Below are 19,292 nucleotides of genomic sequence, written 5' to 3'. Positions count from 1 at the left end.
CAATTCTTTTTGTAAGATTTACTATTAATACCATATTAAAAAACTACATACACAAACTCTTATCAAGAGTGGCGGAGGGACTGGCCCGATGATGCCCGGCAACCGAGCTTATGACGTATAAGCTAAGGTGCTAATTCCTGCAAAACGAGTTTTCGTTTTGACAGATAAGAGAGGAATCTATTTTGTCTATTCGGCACCTCTCTTATTTTTGAGAGGTGCTTTTTATTTTGGAACGTATATGAAGGGGGAACTATAGATGAAAAAAGTATTATTGAGCATTGTAAGTGGAGCAGTATTATTATTAGGCGCATGTGGTGCTAATTCAGATAAAGAAGTAAAAACGTTAGATGAGAAAAAGATTACTGTCGGTGTAACTGGCGGACCACATGAACAAATTTTTGAAAAAGTAAAAGAAGTGGCAGCGAAAGACGGACTCGAAATCGATGTAAAAGTATTTAATGATTATGTAGCACCAAACGTATCCTTAGATGAAAAAAGTCTCGATGTAAATAGTTATCAAACGAAATCTTATTTAGACGTATTTAAAGCTGAGCGCAATATGAAATTAACGGAAGTATTTTCAACAGTAACATTCCCTATGGGTGTATATTCTAAAAGCTTAAAAGATGTAAAAGACTTAAAAGAGGGCGATGCAATTGCTGTACCAAATGATCCAACGAATGAACTTCGAGCTTTAAAGCTATTTGAAAAAGCAGGTGTTTTAAAAGTGGATCCAAAGGCTACAGAAAAAGCGACTGCGAAAGATGTAATTGAAAATCCGAAAAATTTAAAGATTGTTGAATTAGAGGCATCTCAATTACCGACACAACTAAGTGAAGTGAAAGCAGCTGCAATTAATACCAACTTTGCATTAGGTGCAAAATTAAGCCCTGCGAAAGATTCTATCTTCCGTGAAGGAAAAGATTCACCATATGTGAACTGGGTCGTTGTTCGTACTGAAAATAAAGATGATGCTGTTGTAAATAAATTAAAGAAAGCTTATCAATCTAAAGAAGTAAAAGAATTTATCGAGAAAAAATTTGATGGTTCTGTTTTACCGTCTTGGTAGGAGCTGAAGATAATGATTGAATTAAAAAATGTATCCAAAGTATTTACAACAAAAAAGGGGAATGTGGCCGCTCTTAAACCTACTTCCCTTCAAGTAAAAAAGGGCGAAGTATTTGGAATCATTGGATATAGCGGCGCTGGTAAAAGCACATTAATTCGATGTGTAAATTTATTAGAAAAACCAACGACAGGAAATATCATTGTAAACGACCAAGACTTAACAACTTTATCAGCAAAAGAACTTGCAAAAGCGCGACAAAAAATCGGGATGATTTTTCAAGGATTCAATTTACTTAAAACTGTTACCGTTTATGAAAATATTGCATTACCGTTACGCCTTGCTGGCATTCCAAAAGTAGAAATCGAAAAAAGAGTAGAAAAGTATTTACGCATTGTGGATCTTTTCAATCGAAAAGATGCCTATCCGAGTGAACTTTCTGGTGGCCAGAAACAACGTGTTGCCATTGCACGTGCACTGTCCCATGAACCTGAAGTGTTATTAAGCGACGAAGCAACGAGCGCTTTAGATCCGGAAACAACGGAGTCTATTCTTGACCTATTATTAAAAATTAATGAAGAAATTGGGATCACAATTTTATTAATTACACATGAAATGAATGTCATCCAGCGTATATGTGACCGAGTTGCTGTCATGGAACATGGAGCAGTAGTTGAAAGCGGGACTGTGAAGGATATATTCACAAACCCACAACATGCAACAACGAAAAAATTCGTAAATAGTGCATTTGCAGCGAAGATTCCTGAAGACGTACAGAAAGAGCTACAAAGAACCGGAGAAATCGTAACACTTTCATTTATAGGAACTTCTTCTGGTGAACCAGCGTTAGCTATCGCTACAAAACGTTTTCAAGTGTATCCGAATATTTTATCCGGTAATATTACACAGTTAAAACATGAAGCATATGGGAAACTGATCATTCATATGCAAGGTGAAAAAACTGAGGTAGACCGTGCTTTATCATTTTTACAAGAGCAAGGGATCATCATAGAAGGAGGTAGAACAGATTATGGGAAACAAGTCCTTTTTGGATGAATGGGGTAAAGTCATATGGGAAGCAACCATTCAAACATTTCAAATGACATCTATTTCACTATTCATCTCTATCCTTATTGCATTACCACTTGGCGTCACACTTGTTTTAACGAGACCTGGTGGACAGCACGAAAATAAAATCATTTATCCAATTCTTAATACAATTATTAATATCATTCGCTCTCTTCCATTTATCATTCTATTATTCTTCATTTTACCTTTTACAAAGTTTCTAATGGGAACATCCATTGGTGTGCAAGGTGTCATCGTACCACTTGTCGTATTCACAGCCCCTTATATTGCAAGGTTAATGGAAACAGCTTTACTGGAAGTAGATCGTGGTGTTATTGAAGCTTACCAAGCGATGGGTGTTTCTACTATAAAAATCATCTGGCACGTTATGGTGAAAGAAGCTCGTCCCTCCCTTGTACTTGGGTTAACAATCGCAACAATTGGCTTAATTGGCGCAACAGCAATGGCTGGACTTGTAGGTGCTGGTGGCCTTGGTGATTTAGCATATCGATTTGGACACTTACGCTACGAACCGGAAGTAATGTATGCAACCGTCTTTATTTTAATTATCCTCGTTCAAGGGTTACAGTCTTTAGGTAACGGCGTTGCACGAAGGTTGAAAAAAGATTAAAAAAGAAGGTATCTCACCCTGGTGAGATACCTTCTTTTTACCTTTTAAATCCACCTTCAGAATGAATAACTTGTCCCGTAATCCATTCTGCCTCTTCACTTACTAAAAACTTAATGAGTCTTGCTGCATCCTTCGGCTCACCAATTCTACCAAAAGGAAACATCGGCTTTAATCCTTGCTTTATCTCCTCAGTCATCCACCCTGTACTAGTTGGACCTGGATTAATTGCATTCACTGTTATCCCTAGGTGAGCTACCTCAGCTGACAGCGTACTCGTAAGGGCGTCAATTGCTCCCTTCGTTGTTGCATACGCTAGTTCTCCTGCCATAGGTCCTTGAAATTGTCCTGATGTCATATTCACAATTCTACCACCAGATTTCTTATGAAACCCTCGGGCAAATTGACTACTTAACAACGTAGTCGCGCGAATATTTACCATGTAGTGCTTATCTAATTCTTCAGCAGTCAAATTAGAGAAATCATTATTCGTAGAATACGCTGCATTATTAATTAATATATGAGGGTAACCTAGTTGTTCAGTAACTTTATTTATAAGCTCTTTCGGCGCATCATTCTGAGTTAAATCTAACTCCATACTTGATACTTTCACACCGTTTTTTAGTAACTCTTCTTTTAATTGTATTTGTTCACTTTGCTCAACGCCCCAAGGCATCTCTTTATCGTACGCTGTCCAATACGTAAAAAATATATCGTATCCTGCTTCAGCTAATTCTTTACAAATTGCTGCGCCTATACCATCTAGACGACTTACCCCTGTAACAACCGCTATTTTATGTTTTAAGTGATTCATCATATACTCCTCCAATTTAAAGGACGCATACTTTATATAAGAGATATGAATTTCCCTGCGCATTATCCTTACAAAAGGGATGTACAAGCCAAATATGCAGTCCTTGAATGATTTACAGATAGCTAAATAACCCCTCACTTATGAGAGAAAAATTGATCTATCTAGTTTCCTAATCATTACAAGTTCATCCACATATTGAGTCCTTGTCCCCTTTCCATATATCTCTATTTCTATCATACCAATATGATGTAATATTTCAAATGATAAAAAAATAAAAGTCGAAATTCCATGCCGGCATTCTACTAACTTTAATATATTACAATAACTAAATAATTAAAATACTCAGAAAAACACTGGTAAATACTGGCTTACTTTCTTATAATAAAACGTGGGGCTAATGTGAGAGTCTAGTTTTACACAAATAGGGGGAAGAAACATGTCAAAAAAATTACTTTCTTTATTTTCTACAGTAATCGTAGCAGCTCTTGTAATAACTGGCTGTGGTCAAAGCGATACGACAAATAAAGAACAAAAAGAAAATGCAACAAAAGAAAGCAAAACAGAAAAAACGGCTACACCGAAAGAAAATAAATCTGAAGATAAAAAAACTGAAGATAAAAAGCCTGAAAATACAGCTACTAGTTCAAGCGATTTCTCTAAGCTGATTTCCTATATGGAAAAAGAAACAGGTGGTAAAACAAAAGTTCTTTTTGAAAATAAGGAACCACAAGTGTATAAAGCTGAAGATGTTTCAGTATCAATGAATAGTTATACATTAGTTGAATTAAATGGATTCCATACGGACTTTAACATTCCGTTTAACCGTCAAACAGAGGGCGGAGTTATTCTTGTGAACTACAGCGTAAAAAATAGTTCAGCTAAAGATATTTATTATATGCCAGCATTGGACATGTCATTTACTGGTGCACAGAAAGTATATAGTAATTATAAAGATTTAATCCCAAAAGAAGATCAGTTACCAACTAAGCTTGCCCCAACAAATGATTACTTAGTAAAAGCAGGCGAAACTATTTCTGGTTATATCGCATATCCATTCGGAAAAGATGATTTAGCGAAAATTTCAAGTCTCTCAACAGTCTCAGTCACAGTCCCAACTGCACAAGCAAATAAAGGAAAATTTGATGCTCCAATCGGAAGCCCTGGAAGCTTTTCATTAAGTTTAAACAAACAAGGTGCTGAAAAGGTTGCAACAGATAAAACTTTCTACCAAGATAAAGCTACAGCTAATAACATGGGCGATAAAAAAATGTTAAAAGAGAAATCAAGCATTAATAACAACCAAGAATTAGGCGCTGTTAATGTTACATTAGACGGATACCAATTTACTCAGTTTACACCAAATTCCGTCGAAGCTCCACGCTTTGCCAATTTCAAAAACGGAATTGTTCTATTGACAGTGAAATTCAAACTTGATAACAAAGATACTCAAGACGTTTCACTATCTCCTATAAGCTCTACCTTAAGAGTAAATGATGGTACACAATATACGCTTAATGAAGGTATGCTACTAAATTACGACTATAATGCTGCAGTTAAAACTGGAACATCTGGAGAGTTACTACAAGTCTATATATTAGATCAAGAGCAGTATGAAAAGATTTGGAAAGACAAAAGCTTTGAGATTGAGTTAGGACCTATGAGAAACAAAGAAGCAAAAGATATTTCACAAGGTAAAAAAGCTAAATTTGCATTACCGAAATAGATTACTAAATATATAATAGAAAAGGCATATAACATAGGATTGTTATATGCCTTTTTTATTTGTATAAAGAACAAAACTTTAATTTAAGTGTATACATTTATCATTACCTATCCGTTGTATAAGTGTAGGGAGGAAAAGTGATGGGAAAAGAAAATATATTGACCTCCTACCTTATCAATCTAGGGGAGGAAGTGTTCAAACTACTACTAGCGAAAGGGGCTATAAAAGAAGATGCAGAAGACATCATCCAAAATACCTTCTATAAAGTATACACATTGCTAGATAATCTAACCGAGAGTAACATACGTCCATGGTTTTTCAGAGTCGCATTAAACGAATACATTGACTTAAAAAGGAAAAAAGAGCAACAAAACATCTATTTAACTGAAGAGATTTATGCAAAATTACAATATACAGACCGAGAATTAGACGCTGTTTTAAATAAAGATGAGATTTTCTATCTATTAAAAGATATAAAACTAGAATATAAAGAGGCCTTCTTTTTAAAGTACTACTACAACTTTTCATATGAGGAAATCGCCCTAATACTAGATATTCAAGTAAACAGCGTCAAACAAAAGTTACATCGTGCACGTAAAGCAATTCACTCAAAAATAGGAGGAAAACCTTAATGGATACTTCTTTAAAAGATGCATTAAAAAAAGCGAAAAGGAAACAGTTATTTAAAAGCATTATTACCTCTATGATTGTTGTAATCATACTTATCCCTATATTTTATAAAGTTGGCAATTACTTCGCAGCAAAAAGCTCTACGAAGCTTCACGAACGACTCTTTTTACATAACGACATTGCAGAACCGAATGTACAAATTGATTCTCAAGTAACAAGTAATTCATCCATGTTTGGCGGCAATATTATATCAAATCGTTCTAAAAACATTAATGGTTACGTAGTCCCTTGGAATACATTAACAAGCTCCTATGGTTGGGTCCGCATCAATATCGATTCCAATGAATTAACGCCTGGTTTTTATTGGTCCAATAAAGAGTTCTATGAGTACGATAAACAAACAAAGAAAAAATTTGCAACATTTTATAATCCCGCTATTAAGGAATATTTTGATGGTGTGCAAAATGAATTAGGGGAAGTTTCACAAATGAACAACTATGTCGCCGAAGTTGCTATCTCTTTCAATCAGCCCTACACACTACAAGAAATTAAAGAAAAAATTCCAGACAACTTAAACATTGTATGGTTATATATGACCTCACCAATTGGAGATGAAAGCAAAGGACCTGCTGGTATGCCCGTTTATGGATTTAATCCAGACAAGTCCCCTGAAGAAGCGTACAAAGAGTTCGTTGATTCACTTAACCAATACGATGACGACGGACATGACGAAACTATCCAAAAGTTTTTAAAATCAAACAAGGGCAAACCATTTGATCAATTGAAAATCTTAGGGGTTATGCTAACTGGGAAAACGGAAAACTTTAAGGCATTAGAAAACCAAGACTTTATTCGCGGTGCTTCTGTAGGGGTTACTGCACAAGTTGTTCCTTATATAAAACCAGAGAAATAATAAGGAAAAGACAAGATAAGCTAATAGTAGCTAGTTAAAAGAACGTACATGAATTTGTTTACTACGGGAGCTACTTATTTTAGTGGAGAGCTCCCTTCATGTATTATCCATCCTCCAAACAATACATTTCCAAATACTTTATGTACAAATGAAAAAACATAATTTTTGTTCACACTTTATCCATTGTGAATCTTTTCACAATGGATATATAATAAACATGTAAATAAAATATTGGAGGGATTTCAATGGTTATCAATTTTTTAAGAACTGATAAACGTGCTGCTTTCATATTATTATTTTTAAGATTTTACATAGGATATGCATGGCTCGCTGCTGGGATAGGTAAAGTTTTCGGACAATCTTTTGATGCAAGTGGTTTTCTAAAGGGCGCTATCGCTCAAGCATCAGGTGACCACCCTGCCGTACAAAGTTGGTGGGCAGACTTCCTTCAACACTTTGTTCTTCCAAACGCAGACCTATTTAGCTTTTTAGTTCAATGGGGAGAAATTTTAGTAGGTCTAGGTTTAATTTTAGGCGGATTAACAAAAACTGCTGCATTCTTTGGAATTATAATGAATCTTTCATTTTTACTAAGTGGAACTGTTAGTGTAAACCCAAACCTGCTTATTTTAACTATGTTCATTTTAGTTGCAGGTCATAACGCTGGACGTATTGGATTAGACGGCTATGTTTTCCCTAAACTTTTCCGTAAAAACAACCATGAAACATATAAATTAAGTAAAACTGCGTAGTAACAGTTTACTTTTAAAATATAAGTAAGAAAAAGAGCCTACGTATAGGCTCTTTTTCTTACTTACTCCAAATTTAAACTCTTAACGAGCCACGAAATCCTCTAGCAGCATAATAAGAATCTGCTCCATTGTGGTACACAAAAACGTGTCCGAAGCGATAATCGCAAAATAGAGCTCCACCAAGCTCTCTAATATCTGAAGGTGTTTGTACCCAACTTGATGATTTCATGTCAAAATCCCCAAGTTTTTGCAACTCTCGATATTGTTGTTCTGTTAATAGTTCAATACCCATAGCAGTTGCCACATCAATAACGTTATTTTCCGGTTTATGTTTTTTTCTTGCTTCTAACGCTTCAAGATCATAACAAAGGCTTCTACGACCTTTAGGACTCTCCTTTGAACAATCGCAGAAAATATACTCGTCCCTCTCTTTGTCATATCCAACAACATCCGGCTCACCGCCAGTTACTTCCATTTCGTTAAGTGACCATAACTTTTCAGGGTTAGCATTCAGCTTTACCTCAACTTTAGCCCATTCAAGACCTTCATGGCGGTTCATACTTTTCTCAAAACGAGCTTGTAATACTTTTATTAGTTCTTCACGTTGTTCTACAGATAACTCATTTTTATTCTCTGTCATATTCGTCCTCCGAATTACGTTTCCTTATAATCATAATGGTTTGCATACAGTTTACAACAATCTGACCGGATTACACAACGAAAAATCCCTGTACGAATATCCATTATATAGTACGAAAACCCTCCATACTTTCCCCAAGAATATAATGTGAAAACCACATCAAGTTCTGCTTCATAATAGCTACATTCATTCCCGGCTGATCAGAACTATATGCCATTCCTTTAAATATAATTAGTTCTGTATCAACTTCCATATCTCTTAAACCTTCATATAACTCATATGCATTTGTAATTGGAATTCTTATATCCTTTTCCCCATGTTGAATTAACGTAGGCGTACAGGCTGATTTAATATATGTCATTGGTGATGTTTTCTTATATATATCTGGATCATTCCATGGAGTATTTCCTAAATACATTCTAATAAAGTAAGGGATATCTGTATTTACATAATGGGTACTCCAGTTATTGATTCCGCCCCCAACTGAGATAGCTTTAAATCTATCACTAAATGTAGAACAGAAAGCAGATATATATCCTCCGTTACTCCATCCCATAACTCCTACTCTATCTTTGTATACCATCCCTTTTTCTACTAGTTGATCTACTCCAGATATAATATCATCATAATCAGCAAATCCTTGTTTTCTATAGTTTGCTTGTAAAAATTCATTACCATAACCAGAACTTCCTCTATAGTTTGGCTCTAAAACGATAAAGCCTTTTTCGATAAACTGTTCAATCGGATATTTCTCATTAAAACAGTCTGAAAATATCGGAAAGGACGCCCAATTCGGACCACCATGGATTACTACTAATAAGTGATATTTTTTATTTGCCTCAAACTCTACTGGGGTTGATAAAACACCTTCTATTTCAAGACCATCACTACTTTTCCATGAGATGATTTCTCTATTACTTTTAAGCCTTCCTTCGAAAAAGCTATTTTCATTCGTTATTTTTTTATTGTCCAAATAGATTTCAAAGGTTTCATTTGTTATAGCCTTAGTATATGTTACATGATTGCCATCTCTTGTTATAGAGGCATCCATTATAAAACCATCTACTGTTTCGCTTAACATTTCGACACTGCCATCCTCACATAGCAAGCCAATACGGTAATTCGTTTTATCCTGCCATCTAATTAAAACCCCTTTAGCTGTCCACTGTAATGGCATAACCGTACTATCAAAATTTGTTAAAGGTTGAATTACTTCTCCAGTATTCATATCATATATCTCTAATGTATTATCTTGTATATGATTTCTATAGTAATCCTTCTCTCTGATGCTTGCCGCGTAACATATTTTGTTGCCCTCAGGTGAAAAGCAAACGCTCCCTCCTAACAACTTAGCCATATTCATTTTTTGTAGTTCCCCAGCTTCAACATCTAATATGTATAGATCACCATTCATATGATCGTTTAAGCTTGGTGTAGCCATGCATACAACCTTTTTCCCATCATTTGAAATATCAAAGTTATGTATATAAAACTCCTTACCATCCGTTAGTTGATAAACACCGTTAATCTCACGTTCCTCTTTATCATTTTGTATCGCTCTTCCTATCTCAATGTAGTATAAACAATTATTCCGATGTTCCTTACCTACATGGTGGAAATCTCCATATAGTTCCTTACGTTTCTTTATTTCCTCACATTCTTTTGACTGTGCAATATAATAAAAACCTTTACCCGTGGTATCCCATTTAAATGTATTAACTCCTTCCTTCGCATCCGTAACTTGAACCTCACTACCACCGTCTATTGACTTAACAAAGATCTGATTTGTATTAGCTCCGTCACCGCCCGGGCTAAGGTATGCAATAGTCTTAGAATCTGGAGACCATAATGGATGTGTATTATCTATATCCCCATCTGTTAGTGGGTAACTCTGCTCTTTATCCTTTTCATATATCCATACATGATTTCTATACGTATTGTCTTTCCAGTTAGCTGTCTTCTTAACAAACGCTACGTTTTTGCCATCATCACTTATGTTTGCACTTGATAAGGCCGGTAATGAAATAATCTCTTCTATATTTAAATATGTTTTTGCTTTCACTTTCATATAATAAGCTCCCTTGTAATGTCCATAAATCTATCGTCTCTCCCCGTCATAATATAGAAAATTGTTCACGCATACCTAAAATGATAACGGAAAATTCAGATAAATAAAAGTAAATCTGATAAAGTGAAACTTTTATTTATAGGGTTCTATCCACTTAACAATTTTCGATGTTCTTTTTCTGCATAAAAATACCCCTTTAGATAACATATCTAAAGGGGTACAGATTCGTATATTTATTAACCTACTAATCTCCTACTCAACCGTAACAGACTTAGCTAAGTTACGTGGTTTATCAACGTCACACTCGCGGTGAAGTGCTGCGTAGTATGAGATAAGTTGTAATGGAATAACTGCTACTAGCGGTGCTAGTGCTTCGTGTACAGCTGGTAATACGAAGCTGTCACCTTCCATTTCTAAACCTTTCATTGAGATGATACATGGGTTAGCTCCGCGTGCTACTACTTCTTTCACGTTACCACGAATTCCAAGGTTTACGTGCTCTTGTGTAGCAAGTGCGATAACTGGTGTACCGTTTTCGATTAAGGCGATTGTACCGTGTTTTAATTCTCCTCCAGCAAATCCTTCTGCTTGGATGTAAGAGATTTCTTTTAGCTTTAACGCACCTTCTAATCCTACGTAGAAGTCTACGCTACGTCCGATGAAGAAACAGTTACGTGTTGTTGCTAAAAATTGTTTTGCTAATGCGTCCATTTCTTCTTTTTGATCACAAAGTTCTATCATTGCATTTGCTACAAGTCCTAATTCGTGTGTTAAATCGAAATTAAGAACTTGACCTTTCGCCTTAGCAATATCCGCAGCTAAAATTGAAAGTACTGCAAGCTGTGCTGTGTAAGCTTTCGTTGATGCAACTGCGATTTCTGGTCCCGCGTATAACGGAAGTGTATAATCAGCTTCACGAGAAAGCGTAGAACCAGGTACGTTTGTAATCGTTAATGCTTTATGACCCATTTCATTCGTTTGTACAAGTACTGCACGACTATCAGCTGTTTCACCACTTTGTGAAATGTAAATGAAGAATGGTCTTTCTGTTAATAATGGCATGTTATAAGAGAATTCACTTGCTACATGCACTTCAACTGGCATTTTTGCAAACTTCTCGATAAATTGTTTTCCAACAAGACCTGCATGATAACTTGTTCCACATGCAATAATGTAAATACGATCGCTATCTAAAATCGCATTGCGAATGTCTTGATCTAATTCAATCTCGCCATTTTCATCTTGATACTTTTGAATTATATTACGGATTACAAGTGGTTGCTCATCAATTTCTTTAAGCATGAAATGAGGGTATGTTCCTTTTTCAATATCACTTGCGTCTAATTCCGCTGTAAACGGTGCACGTTCAATCGTTTCACCTTGTAAGTTTTTAATTGTAATACTTTCTTTCGTTACAATTACGATTTCTTTATCCATCAATTCAATAAATTGATCTGTAACTTGTAACATCGCCATAGCGTCGCTCGCCACAACATTAAAGTTGTCACCAACACCTACTAATAGCGGGCTTTTGTTTTTAGCAACATAAATCATGTTTGGATTTTCAGCATCAAGTAATCCGATTGCATAAGAGCCATGTAAAAGCGATAGCGTATTACGGAACGCTTCTTCTACACTTAGTCCTGTGCTCACTTGTTGTTCCATAAGCTGTACGATAATCTCTGTATCCGTTTCACTTACGAACGTTACATCTTGTAAATATTCCTTTTTCACTAATTCATAGTTCTCAATTACACCGTTATGAACTAGTGTAAAACGTTTTGATGTACTTTGATGCGGATGCGCGTTTACTTTGCTTGGAACACCATGTGTAGCCCAACGTGTGTGACCGATTCCCACGCTTGCTGCTACATTCACATCTACGATTTCGCGAAGTTTTGCAATACGGCCTTTTTCTTTGTATACAACAACACCGTTCTCTGCTTGTACTGCAATACCTGCTGAATCATATCCACGATATTCTAGCTTTTCTAAACCTTTTAATAAAATTTCCTTTGCATCTTGCTCTCCAATAAATCCTACGATTCCACACATGTTTAGTCGCCGTTACAAATGCTTACATTGCTCTGCGAACATGTAACGACATAGTCCGATACCATTTTTATTTATACTAAAAAACGGATTACATATTGCTAGCCCTGTAAGCTTGTAACGGCTTTCACCTTCCTCTCGATTGGGTTTAAGTCCGTATATACTTATACAGCTAGTTTGTATCCGTTCCTTTTCTCTCATCACACTTTCACCTTTGTCCACTAAGTCACCTTAATGATTTAAGTAAAAGCTTGCGGTTGTGATGAACAACCGGGAGTCATCCGCCGAAATCTCGATAAACCCCACCTCGTCAACTACACTACTTGTAGTTCTGGCGCTTCTATAATTTACAGTATTTCCTTTGAGAAAAAGAACAAGACCATCTTATAACAAACATAGATAAACCGTCAATGAAATTTTTTTCATCATCTATAAAACATATGAAAAAGGAGCACTTCTTGTGCTCCTTTTTCATAAATTTATTGAATTATTCAGCGCCAACTTCAGCTTTCACAACTTCTACAATACGATGTACATATGCGTCACAAACTTCTTGTGTTGGTGCTTCTGCCATTACACGAATAAGTGGCTCTGTTCCAGATGGACGAACAAGAATGCGGCCATCACCGTTCATTTCTTCCTCTACAACACGAATAATTTCTTTGATTTTTTCATTTTCTAACGCTAACTTTTTATCTGTTACACGAACATTTACTAGTAATTGTGGGAATTTTGTCATCTCACCTGCAAGCTCAGATAATGGCTTTTTCGTCATTTTCATGATGTTTACAAGTTGAAGTGCACTTAACATTCCATCACCAGTTGTAATGTAATCAAGTAAGATAATGTGACCTGATTGTTCTCCGCCCAGGTTATATCCACCACGCTTCATCTCTTCCATTACGTAGCGATCACCAACTGCTGTTTTATCACTTGTAATATCGTTAGCTTCAAGTGCTTTGTAGAAACCTAAGTTACTCATAACCGTTGAAACAACTGTATTGTGCTTCAGTTGACCAGTTTCTTTCATGTACTTCGCACAAATAAACATAATTTGATCGCCATCAACGATGTTTCCTTTTTCATCTACAGCGATTAAGCGGTCACCGTCACCATCAAAGGCAAGACCGATATCAGCGCCTTTTTCTTTTACTAATTCCGCTAATACTTCTGGATGTGTAGAACCTACTCCATCGTTAATGTTCATACCGTTTGGTGAAGTTCCCATTGTTGAAATATCAGCCTCTAAATCTGCAAATAAGTATGGAGCTAAAGAAGACGTAGCACCATGCGCACAATCTAAAGCGATATGTAAACCAGAGAAATCTTCTTCTACAGTTTGTTTAATGTATTGTAAATATTTTTGTCCGCCTTCAAAATAATCACTCACTTGTCCAAGGTTAGTACCTGTTGGACGTGGTAACTCATCAACTTCTTTGTCTAATAAAGCTTCGATTTCTGCTTCTTGCTCATCTGTTAATTTAAAACCGTCTGAACCGAAGAATTTGATTCCGTTATCCTGTACTGGATTATGAGATGCAGAAATCATAACACCTGCTTGTGCATCTAACGCTTTCGTTAAATAAGCAACACCTGGTGTAGAAATAACACCAAGGCGCATTACTTCTGCTCCAGTTGATAATAGACCGGCTACTAAAGCTCCTTCTAACATATGTCCTGATATACGTGTATCACGGCCAATAATTACTTTTGGACGATCTGTATCTTTTGTTAATACATAACCACCAAAACGTCCAATTTTGAACGCTAATTCAGGTGTTAACTCCTGGTTCGCAACCCCGCGTACTCCATCTGTACCAAAATATTTACCCATTATGATTCGCTCCTTTTTCTGGCTCTTTTTGATTATCTACTGTTGGCTCTTGACTCGTTTCTTTTTCTTTTTCTTGATCTTTATTTTGTTCCTGTTCCTTTTCCGGGTCAGGCTTAGGTTCAGGTTCAGGATTTTTTGGTTTTTCAGTTTGATTATCTTGGTTATGATTTGAATCTGGATTTTCACCGTTACCCTGTACTTCTTTATCTGGATTTTCTTTCTTCACAATTGTGACCTTAGCACTTTTTTGCTTTGGTTCTATTGAAATATTACCAGGACCGCTCACTTGAATGGAAACATCCTTTGTTCCCGGAGATACATTTTGCAGATTAATCGCTGCTGTTATTTGAGCAGCTGTTATTTTATCTACTATACTTGTTTCTCCTGAAATATCAACGCTTATCTTCCCATCTTGCGGCGAAAGTAGCTGGGCCGTAACATCTTTAGAAAGTCCATTTTTTTGAATCGATATACCATCAATCGTTCTTGTTTTCGTTTGTTTTGTTTTTTGTACGCCTACTGAAACCTTCACTTGATTCGGTTTTGCACTTGTTACACCCTTTGGCAATAAAACAGAGGTATCGAATGTTGTAGACTCTGTCAATTGACTAAGATCTACTTCGACCCCCTCTATCGATTGTATATTATCCAATACATCTTTTGGACCTGCTATCGTTACTTCTCGCGGCTCAACGCTAATATTTGTAACGGCCAATCCTTCTGGTAAACTCCCCTTTTTCGTATACGTTACAGGAACAGTTTTTTCCGTATTATTGGCCGTAGCTTGCGTCACCACATTTAACGTTACACTAATTTTAGATGGACTCGTTCTTACATTTAAACGTTTTCCTTCTTTATTGTATAATGTAACTTCAGGTGTTTTCGTAACAGTTTTATTAACACCTTTTAAATCAATATACGCTTTAGCAGATGAAATACTTTCAATTTCTTCTTTCGTCCCAACTACCTCAACCGTATCAGGTTTAATATTTGATTTTTCAAGAGTAGCACCCGCTGGCATTTGATCCTCATTTGATAATTTTAAATCTACATGAACATATTTTCTCGCTTTTTCATGAAGAGTAATTTTAATTGTTGATGGCTGAACTGTTCCTTTTACATCATCTGGAAGCCCGTTCGTTTTTAAGGCTACTTCATACGTTCCTTTTTCGCTATCTCTCAAATCAACTGGTATATCAAATTGTTTTTTCGCCTTTGCTGTAGCAACTGCTGCTTTTGGGCCCTCTAACTTCACCTTGACGCCCTCTGCCGGAATACCACTTACAATATATTTCTCGTCATCATACTTAACGTTAATAGCATAATTCGTTAATGTCTCTTTCGTATCATTTGCGAAAGGTATTATCCCCGATGTCGTATTTTTTTCAGTTAAAGTCGCTGACATAAAAAGCATACACGCCAATAGTAATGAGATCCCTTTTAGAAACCAATGATTCTCCATTAACTTATCCATGACGCTTTCTCCTCCAATTCCATAAAGACGAAGAAGTCGTTTTTTCGTTCGCACTAAATTCAGCTAACAACATATCTTTCAATTGTTCTGTCTTCAAATCACGATGCAACTTACCATTTTTCGTTAAAGAAATTTGGCCAGTTTCTTCCGACACAACTACTGTAATACTATCAGTAACTTCACTAACTCCCATTGCGGCGCGATGCCTAGTTCCTAGTTCCTTAGAGATAAACGGACTTTCCGATAAGGGAAGATAACACGCTGCTGCTTTAATGGTACTTCCTTGCATAATGACCGCTCCATCGTGAAGAGGTGTATTAGGAATGAAAATATTAATGAGTAATTCCGATGATACGTTTGCATTTAGCGGAATACCTGTTTCCACATAATCACCCATACCGGTCTCTTTTGACAAGGTAATTAATGCGCCTATTCTACGTTTTCCCATATATTCCGTTGCTTTTGCTATCGCTGTTGCAACCATTTCAGGCTCATCATCCTCATGAGTTCCAGTACGTGAAAATAAACTCCCGCGTCCTAGCTGCTCAAGTGCTCTTCGCAATTCTGGCTGAAAAATAATAATAACGGCTAAAAATCCCCACGTTAATACTTGCTCAGTTAGCCAATATAGCGTACGTAATCCAAGGAAAATACTAATCATCCGAACGACAATAATAACTGTAATACCTTTTAAAAGTTGAACAGCTTTCGTCCCTCGGATTATGAGAATTAGCTTATATATAATAAACCATACAACGGCAATATCTAATGCCGTACTAACATATTCCAAAATGGTCGTATCTTCAAAAGGCATGCTAACCCTTCCTCCTACTTACGAGCAATTCTATCCATATATTGAAATATTATTTTATGCTCTATCTGTATGTATTTCCAACAACTAGTTAATTATACCATACATGAAACAAACAACAATTACAAACCTCCCCTTTAGTCTAAATTGGTAAGATGTCAAACATTATTATACGCCTATTTTCAAATAAAAAAAGCAACTTCTCAGTTGCTTTTCTTACATTTATTTTAGTTTTTCACCGAACAAAGAACCCATTAAAGCAACCGCTGTTGTTGCCGTTCTATTTCGCTCATCTAAAATCGTATTTACCTCAACAAACTCAGCAGATGTAACAATATCAGCTTCCGCTAACATTTCCATTGCTAAATGGCTTTCACGATAAGATAAACCACCAATTACAGGTGTGCCAACTCCTGGTGCATCATGAGGATCAAGACCATCTAAATCTAATGATAAATGCACACCATCAGTATGCGATAAATACGCGATTGTTTCTTCCATAACAGCCGTCATACCCATACGATCAATCTCGTGCATTGAGAATACTTTAATACCTTCATTGCGAATAAAGTCTTTTTCTCCTTCATCTAATGCACGTGCACCGATAATTACAACGTTCTCTTTTTTCACCTTTGGATATGCCCCGTATAAATCTACAAGCGCAGGATGTCCATATCCTAAACTTGCAGCAAGTGACATACCGTGAATATTTCCAGATGGTGAAGTTTCTTCTGTATTTAAATCACCATGTGCATCATACCAAATAACACCTAAGTTTTTATAATGTTTCGCAACACCAGCTAATGTACCGATAGCAATACTATGGTCGCCACCTAATACAAGTGGAAAACGTCCTTCTTCTATAATATGATCTACCTTACTTGCTAATTCGTTACATACAGTTGCAACTTGTGTAAGGTTTCTTAAGCTTGTATTTACATCTACTTCTTTTTCTCTCTCTATACATATATCTCCCATATCTTTAACGTCATATCCAATTTCTTCAATTCTTTCAATTACGCCTGCATAACGGATTGCGCTTGGCCCCATATCTACACCGCGACGCATCTGTCCTAAATCCATTGGAACTCCAATAACTGAGATTTCTTTTTTCATAGATAGTATCCCCCTTTTGTGCCTTCACTAAATATTTTAAATCTTTTATATAGTCTGACTCAACTCGACATTTTTCTGTATGGATATACAAATTATTCACTTATATTCGCTTTAAAACTCAAATGTTAAGACTATTCTATGTATAAAGTTAACTTAATGAAACAACTATTATCATTATTATTAGATAATAATAAAAAACACTCCTACATTTAGAAGTGTTTTTCTGATGCAATTTTCCACACTGCTGCAATATTCTTTGCTGTCATTTCAACATTCTCTTCTGCTACTTTATAAGCCTCTTCTAACGTCATCGGACTCGCTGTGATACTAAATACTGCATCAATTCCCTTTTCATGAACAGCTAGATAATTTGGAGATACAGATCCTCCAATAGCAATAACAGGAATATGAAAGTGCTTTGCACGCTCTGCAACACCTACAGGGGCCTTTCCATATGCTGTTTGTTCATCTATTCTCCCTTCACCAGTTATAATTAAGTCTGCGCCCTCTATATGCTGATCAAAATTTGTATAATCTAATACAATTTCAATCCCTCTCCGCAAGTTTCCCTTTAACACTGCAATAACAGCTGCTCCCATTCCTCCTGCAGCTCCTGCACCAGGTGTTTTACATACGTCACAAGATAAAGATTGTTTTAGGATATGCGCATAATGCTTTAAATTTTCATCCAGCTCTTTCATCATCTCTGCATCCGCACCCTTTTGCCGTCCAAATATGAAAGATGCTCCTTTTATTCCAACTAACGGATTATCTACATCACATGCTGCTTCTATCTTTATATGTGCTAAACGTGAATCCATTTGCGAAAAATCAATAGCAACAATTGAATGTAGCGTTCCTCCAGATGGCTCTATTACTTCCCCTTCTTGATTCATAAACCTGACTCCTAAAGCTGTCAACATACCCGCTCCGCCATCATTTGTAGCACTTCCTCCAAGTCCTAAAATAATGTGCTCAGCTCCTTCGTCTAGCGCATGTAGTATAAGTTCTCCTGTTCCTTTCGTCGTTGTAATAAGTGGGTTTCGTTTTTTAACCGGAACATGTTGTAATCCTGATGCTGCTGCCATTTCAATAAACGCTGTCTTTTTATCTTTAGACATACCATAAAAGGCTTGTACGCTCTCTCTAAGCGGTCCTGTCACATGAAGTGATATAATTCTCCCCCCTGTAGCATCAACAAGGGAATCCACCGTTCCTTCTCCTCCATCTCCAATCGGGATTTTTACATACTCTGCTTTAGGGAAAATTGCTCCAAAACCTCTTTCTATAGCTTCACATACTTCTATAGCTTTTAAGCTTTCTTTATATGAATCAGATGCAATAACAACTTTCACAATTATCCCCCACCCTTTACTTTTACGTTTTCTTCATTTTAAACGACAAGTATGAACGTTGTCTTTTCAAACACAAAAAAAGCTTACATCATATGATGTAAGCTTCTCTATTAGATGGAGCCTAGCGGGATCGAACCGCTGACCTCCTGCGTGCAAGGCAGGCGCTCTCCCAGCTGAGCTAAGGCCCCTTAGTAATTAAGCGGAAGACGGGATTCGAACCCGCGACCCCAACCTTGGCAAGGTTGTATTCTACCACTGAACTACTTCCGCGAAAATGGTGAGCCATGAAGGACTCGAACCTTCGACCCTCTGATTAAAAGTCAGATGCTCTACCAACTGAGCTAATGG

Annotated in this window: 17 protein-coding genes, 2 tRNA genes and 1 riboswitch; of the genes, 7 read left to right on the top strand and 12 right to left on the bottom strand. The window is 36.5% G+C overall.

Going from position 1 to position 19,292, the window contains the following annotated elements:
* The first annotated feature begins 56 nt into the window (after positions 1-56).
* A riboswitch (SAM riboswitch) is annotated at positions 57-171 on the top strand.
* Between the two features lie 85 nt (positions 172-256).
* The 3 genes from AC3WTI_RS27015 to AC3WTI_RS27005 are packed head-to-tail and all read left to right on the top strand — an operon-like array spanning position 257 to position 2,765.
* On the top strand, positions 257-1,069 hold the full coding sequence (locus AC3WTI_RS27015) for a MetQ/NlpA family ABC transporter substrate-binding protein (protein WP_048528651.1): 813 nt from the start codon (positions 257-259) through the stop codon (positions 1,067-1,069).
* Positions 1,070-1,081: 12 nt separating this feature from the next.
* Positions 1,082-2,122, top strand: a complete 1,041-nt coding sequence (locus AC3WTI_RS27010; protein ID WP_087958359.1) for a methionine ABC transporter ATP-binding protein — start codon at positions 1,082-1,084, stop codon at positions 2,120-2,122.
* A complete protein-coding gene (locus tag AC3WTI_RS27005) occupies positions 2,097-2,765 on the top strand; it encodes a methionine ABC transporter permease (protein WP_000527137.1) in 669 nt (222 codons plus the stop codon). Before AC3WTI_RS27010 ends, AC3WTI_RS27005 begins: the two co-directional genes overlap by 26 nt.
* A 37-nt stretch (positions 2,766-2,802) precedes the next feature.
* Here AC3WTI_RS27005 and AC3WTI_RS27000 read toward each other — a convergent pair whose 3' ends face one another.
* Positions 2,803-3,579, bottom strand: a complete 777-nt coding sequence (locus AC3WTI_RS27000; RefSeq protein ID WP_097841884.1) for an SDR family oxidoreductase — start codon at positions 3,577-3,579, stop codon at positions 2,803-2,805.
* A gap of 433 nt (positions 3,580-4,012) precedes the next feature.
* On the opposite strand from AC3WTI_RS27000, the gene AC3WTI_RS26995 reads away from it, so the two are divergent.
* The 4 genes from AC3WTI_RS26995 to AC3WTI_RS26980 all read left to right on the top strand — a co-directional run bounded on the left by AC3WTI_RS26995 (position 4,013) and on the right by AC3WTI_RS26980 (position 7,594).
* Positions 4,013-5,299 (top strand): DUF5068 domain-containing protein, encoded by a 1,287-nt coding sequence (locus tag AC3WTI_RS26995; protein ID WP_097841885.1) that lies wholly within the window; start codon positions 4,013-4,015, stop codon positions 5,297-5,299.
* 140 nt (positions 5,300-5,439) lie between these two features.
* Entirely contained in the window at positions 5,440-5,931 is a 492-nt protein-coding gene (locus tag AC3WTI_RS26990; protein WP_000514146.1) for an RNA polymerase sigma factor, read from the top strand.
* Complete coding sequence (locus AC3WTI_RS26985; RefSeq protein WP_097841886.1) at positions 5,931-6,842, top strand: sigma factor regulator N-terminal domain-containing protein; 912 nt, start codon at positions 5,931-5,933, stop codon at positions 6,840-6,842. Before AC3WTI_RS26990 ends, AC3WTI_RS26985 begins: the two co-directional genes overlap by 1 nt.
* A 245-nt stretch (positions 6,843-7,087) precedes the next feature.
* Entirely contained in the window at positions 7,088-7,594 is a 507-nt protein-coding gene (locus tag AC3WTI_RS26980) for a DoxX family membrane protein (RefSeq protein WP_000236336.1), read from the top strand.
* 73 nt (positions 7,595-7,667) lie between these two features.
* On the opposite strand, the gene AC3WTI_RS26975 is transcribed toward AC3WTI_RS26980, so the two are convergent.
* The 11 genes from AC3WTI_RS26975 to AC3WTI_RS26925 all read right to left on the bottom strand — a co-directional run bounded on the left by AC3WTI_RS26975 (position 7,668) and on the right by AC3WTI_RS26925 (position 19,214).
* A complete protein-coding gene (locus tag AC3WTI_RS26975) occupies positions 7,668-8,234 on the bottom strand; it encodes a DUF4256 domain-containing protein (RefSeq protein WP_001980350.1) in 567 nt (188 codons plus the stop codon).
* Positions 8,235-8,337: 103 nt separating this feature from the next.
* The gene (locus tag AC3WTI_RS26970) at positions 8,338-10,302 is read right to left on the bottom strand and encodes a S9 family peptidase (RefSeq protein ID WP_097841887.1); all 1,965 of its coding nucleotides are present in this window, start codon (positions 10,300-10,302) and stop codon (positions 8,338-8,340) included.
* 252 nt (positions 10,303-10,554) lie between these two features.
* Positions 10,555-12,357, bottom strand: coding sequence for a glutamine--fructose-6-phosphate transaminase (isomerizing) (gene glmS, locus AC3WTI_RS26965; RefSeq protein WP_087958364.1), 1,803 nt, complete (start codon positions 12,355-12,357; stop codon positions 10,555-10,557).
* Positions 12,358-12,369: 12 nt separating this feature from the next.
* Positions 12,370-12,555 (bottom strand): hypothetical protein, encoded by a 186-nt coding sequence (locus AC3WTI_RS26960; protein WP_001208183.1) that lies wholly within the window; start codon positions 12,553-12,555, stop codon positions 12,370-12,372.
* Positions 12,556-12,841: 286 nt separating this feature from the next.
* A complete protein-coding gene (glmM, locus tag AC3WTI_RS26955; RefSeq protein WP_000521481.1) occupies positions 12,842-14,188 on the bottom strand; it encodes a phosphoglucosamine mutase in 1,347 nt (448 codons plus the stop codon).
* Positions 14,181-15,662: a CdaR family protein gene (locus tag AC3WTI_RS26950; RefSeq protein WP_087958365.1), complete on the bottom strand. Its 1,482-nt coding sequence runs from the start codon at positions 15,660-15,662 to the stop codon at positions 14,181-14,183. Before AC3WTI_RS26950 ends, glmM begins: the two co-directional genes overlap by 8 nt.
* Positions 15,655-16,476, bottom strand: coding sequence for a diadenylate cyclase CdaA (gene cdaA, locus AC3WTI_RS26945; protein WP_001115691.1), 822 nt, complete (start codon positions 16,474-16,476; stop codon positions 15,655-15,657). Before cdaA ends, AC3WTI_RS26950 begins: the two co-directional genes overlap by 8 nt.
* A 219-nt stretch (positions 16,477-16,695) precedes the next feature.
* Positions 16,696-17,589, bottom strand: coding sequence for an arginase (rocF, locus tag AC3WTI_RS26940; RefSeq protein ID WP_000711567.1), 894 nt, complete (start codon positions 17,587-17,589; stop codon positions 16,696-16,698).
* Between the two features lie 209 nt (positions 17,590-17,798).
* Positions 17,799-18,944: a glycerate kinase gene (locus AC3WTI_RS26935; protein ID WP_097841888.1), complete on the bottom strand. Its 1,146-nt coding sequence runs from the start codon at positions 18,942-18,944 to the stop codon at positions 17,799-17,801.
* A gap of 115 nt (positions 18,945-19,059) precedes the next feature.
* Positions 19,060-19,132 (bottom strand) — tRNA-Ala (locus AC3WTI_RS26930).
* Between the two features lie 10 nt (positions 19,133-19,142).
* Positions 19,143-19,214 (bottom strand) — tRNA-Gly (locus AC3WTI_RS26925).
* Between the last annotated feature and the right edge of the window lie 78 nt (positions 19,215-19,292).

The sequence above is a fragment of the Bacillus sp. EB106-02-03-XG38 genome (assembly GCF_058792175.1).
Note: the sequence above shows the minus strand (reverse complement) of the source record. Positions and strands in the feature narration are given on the sequence as shown.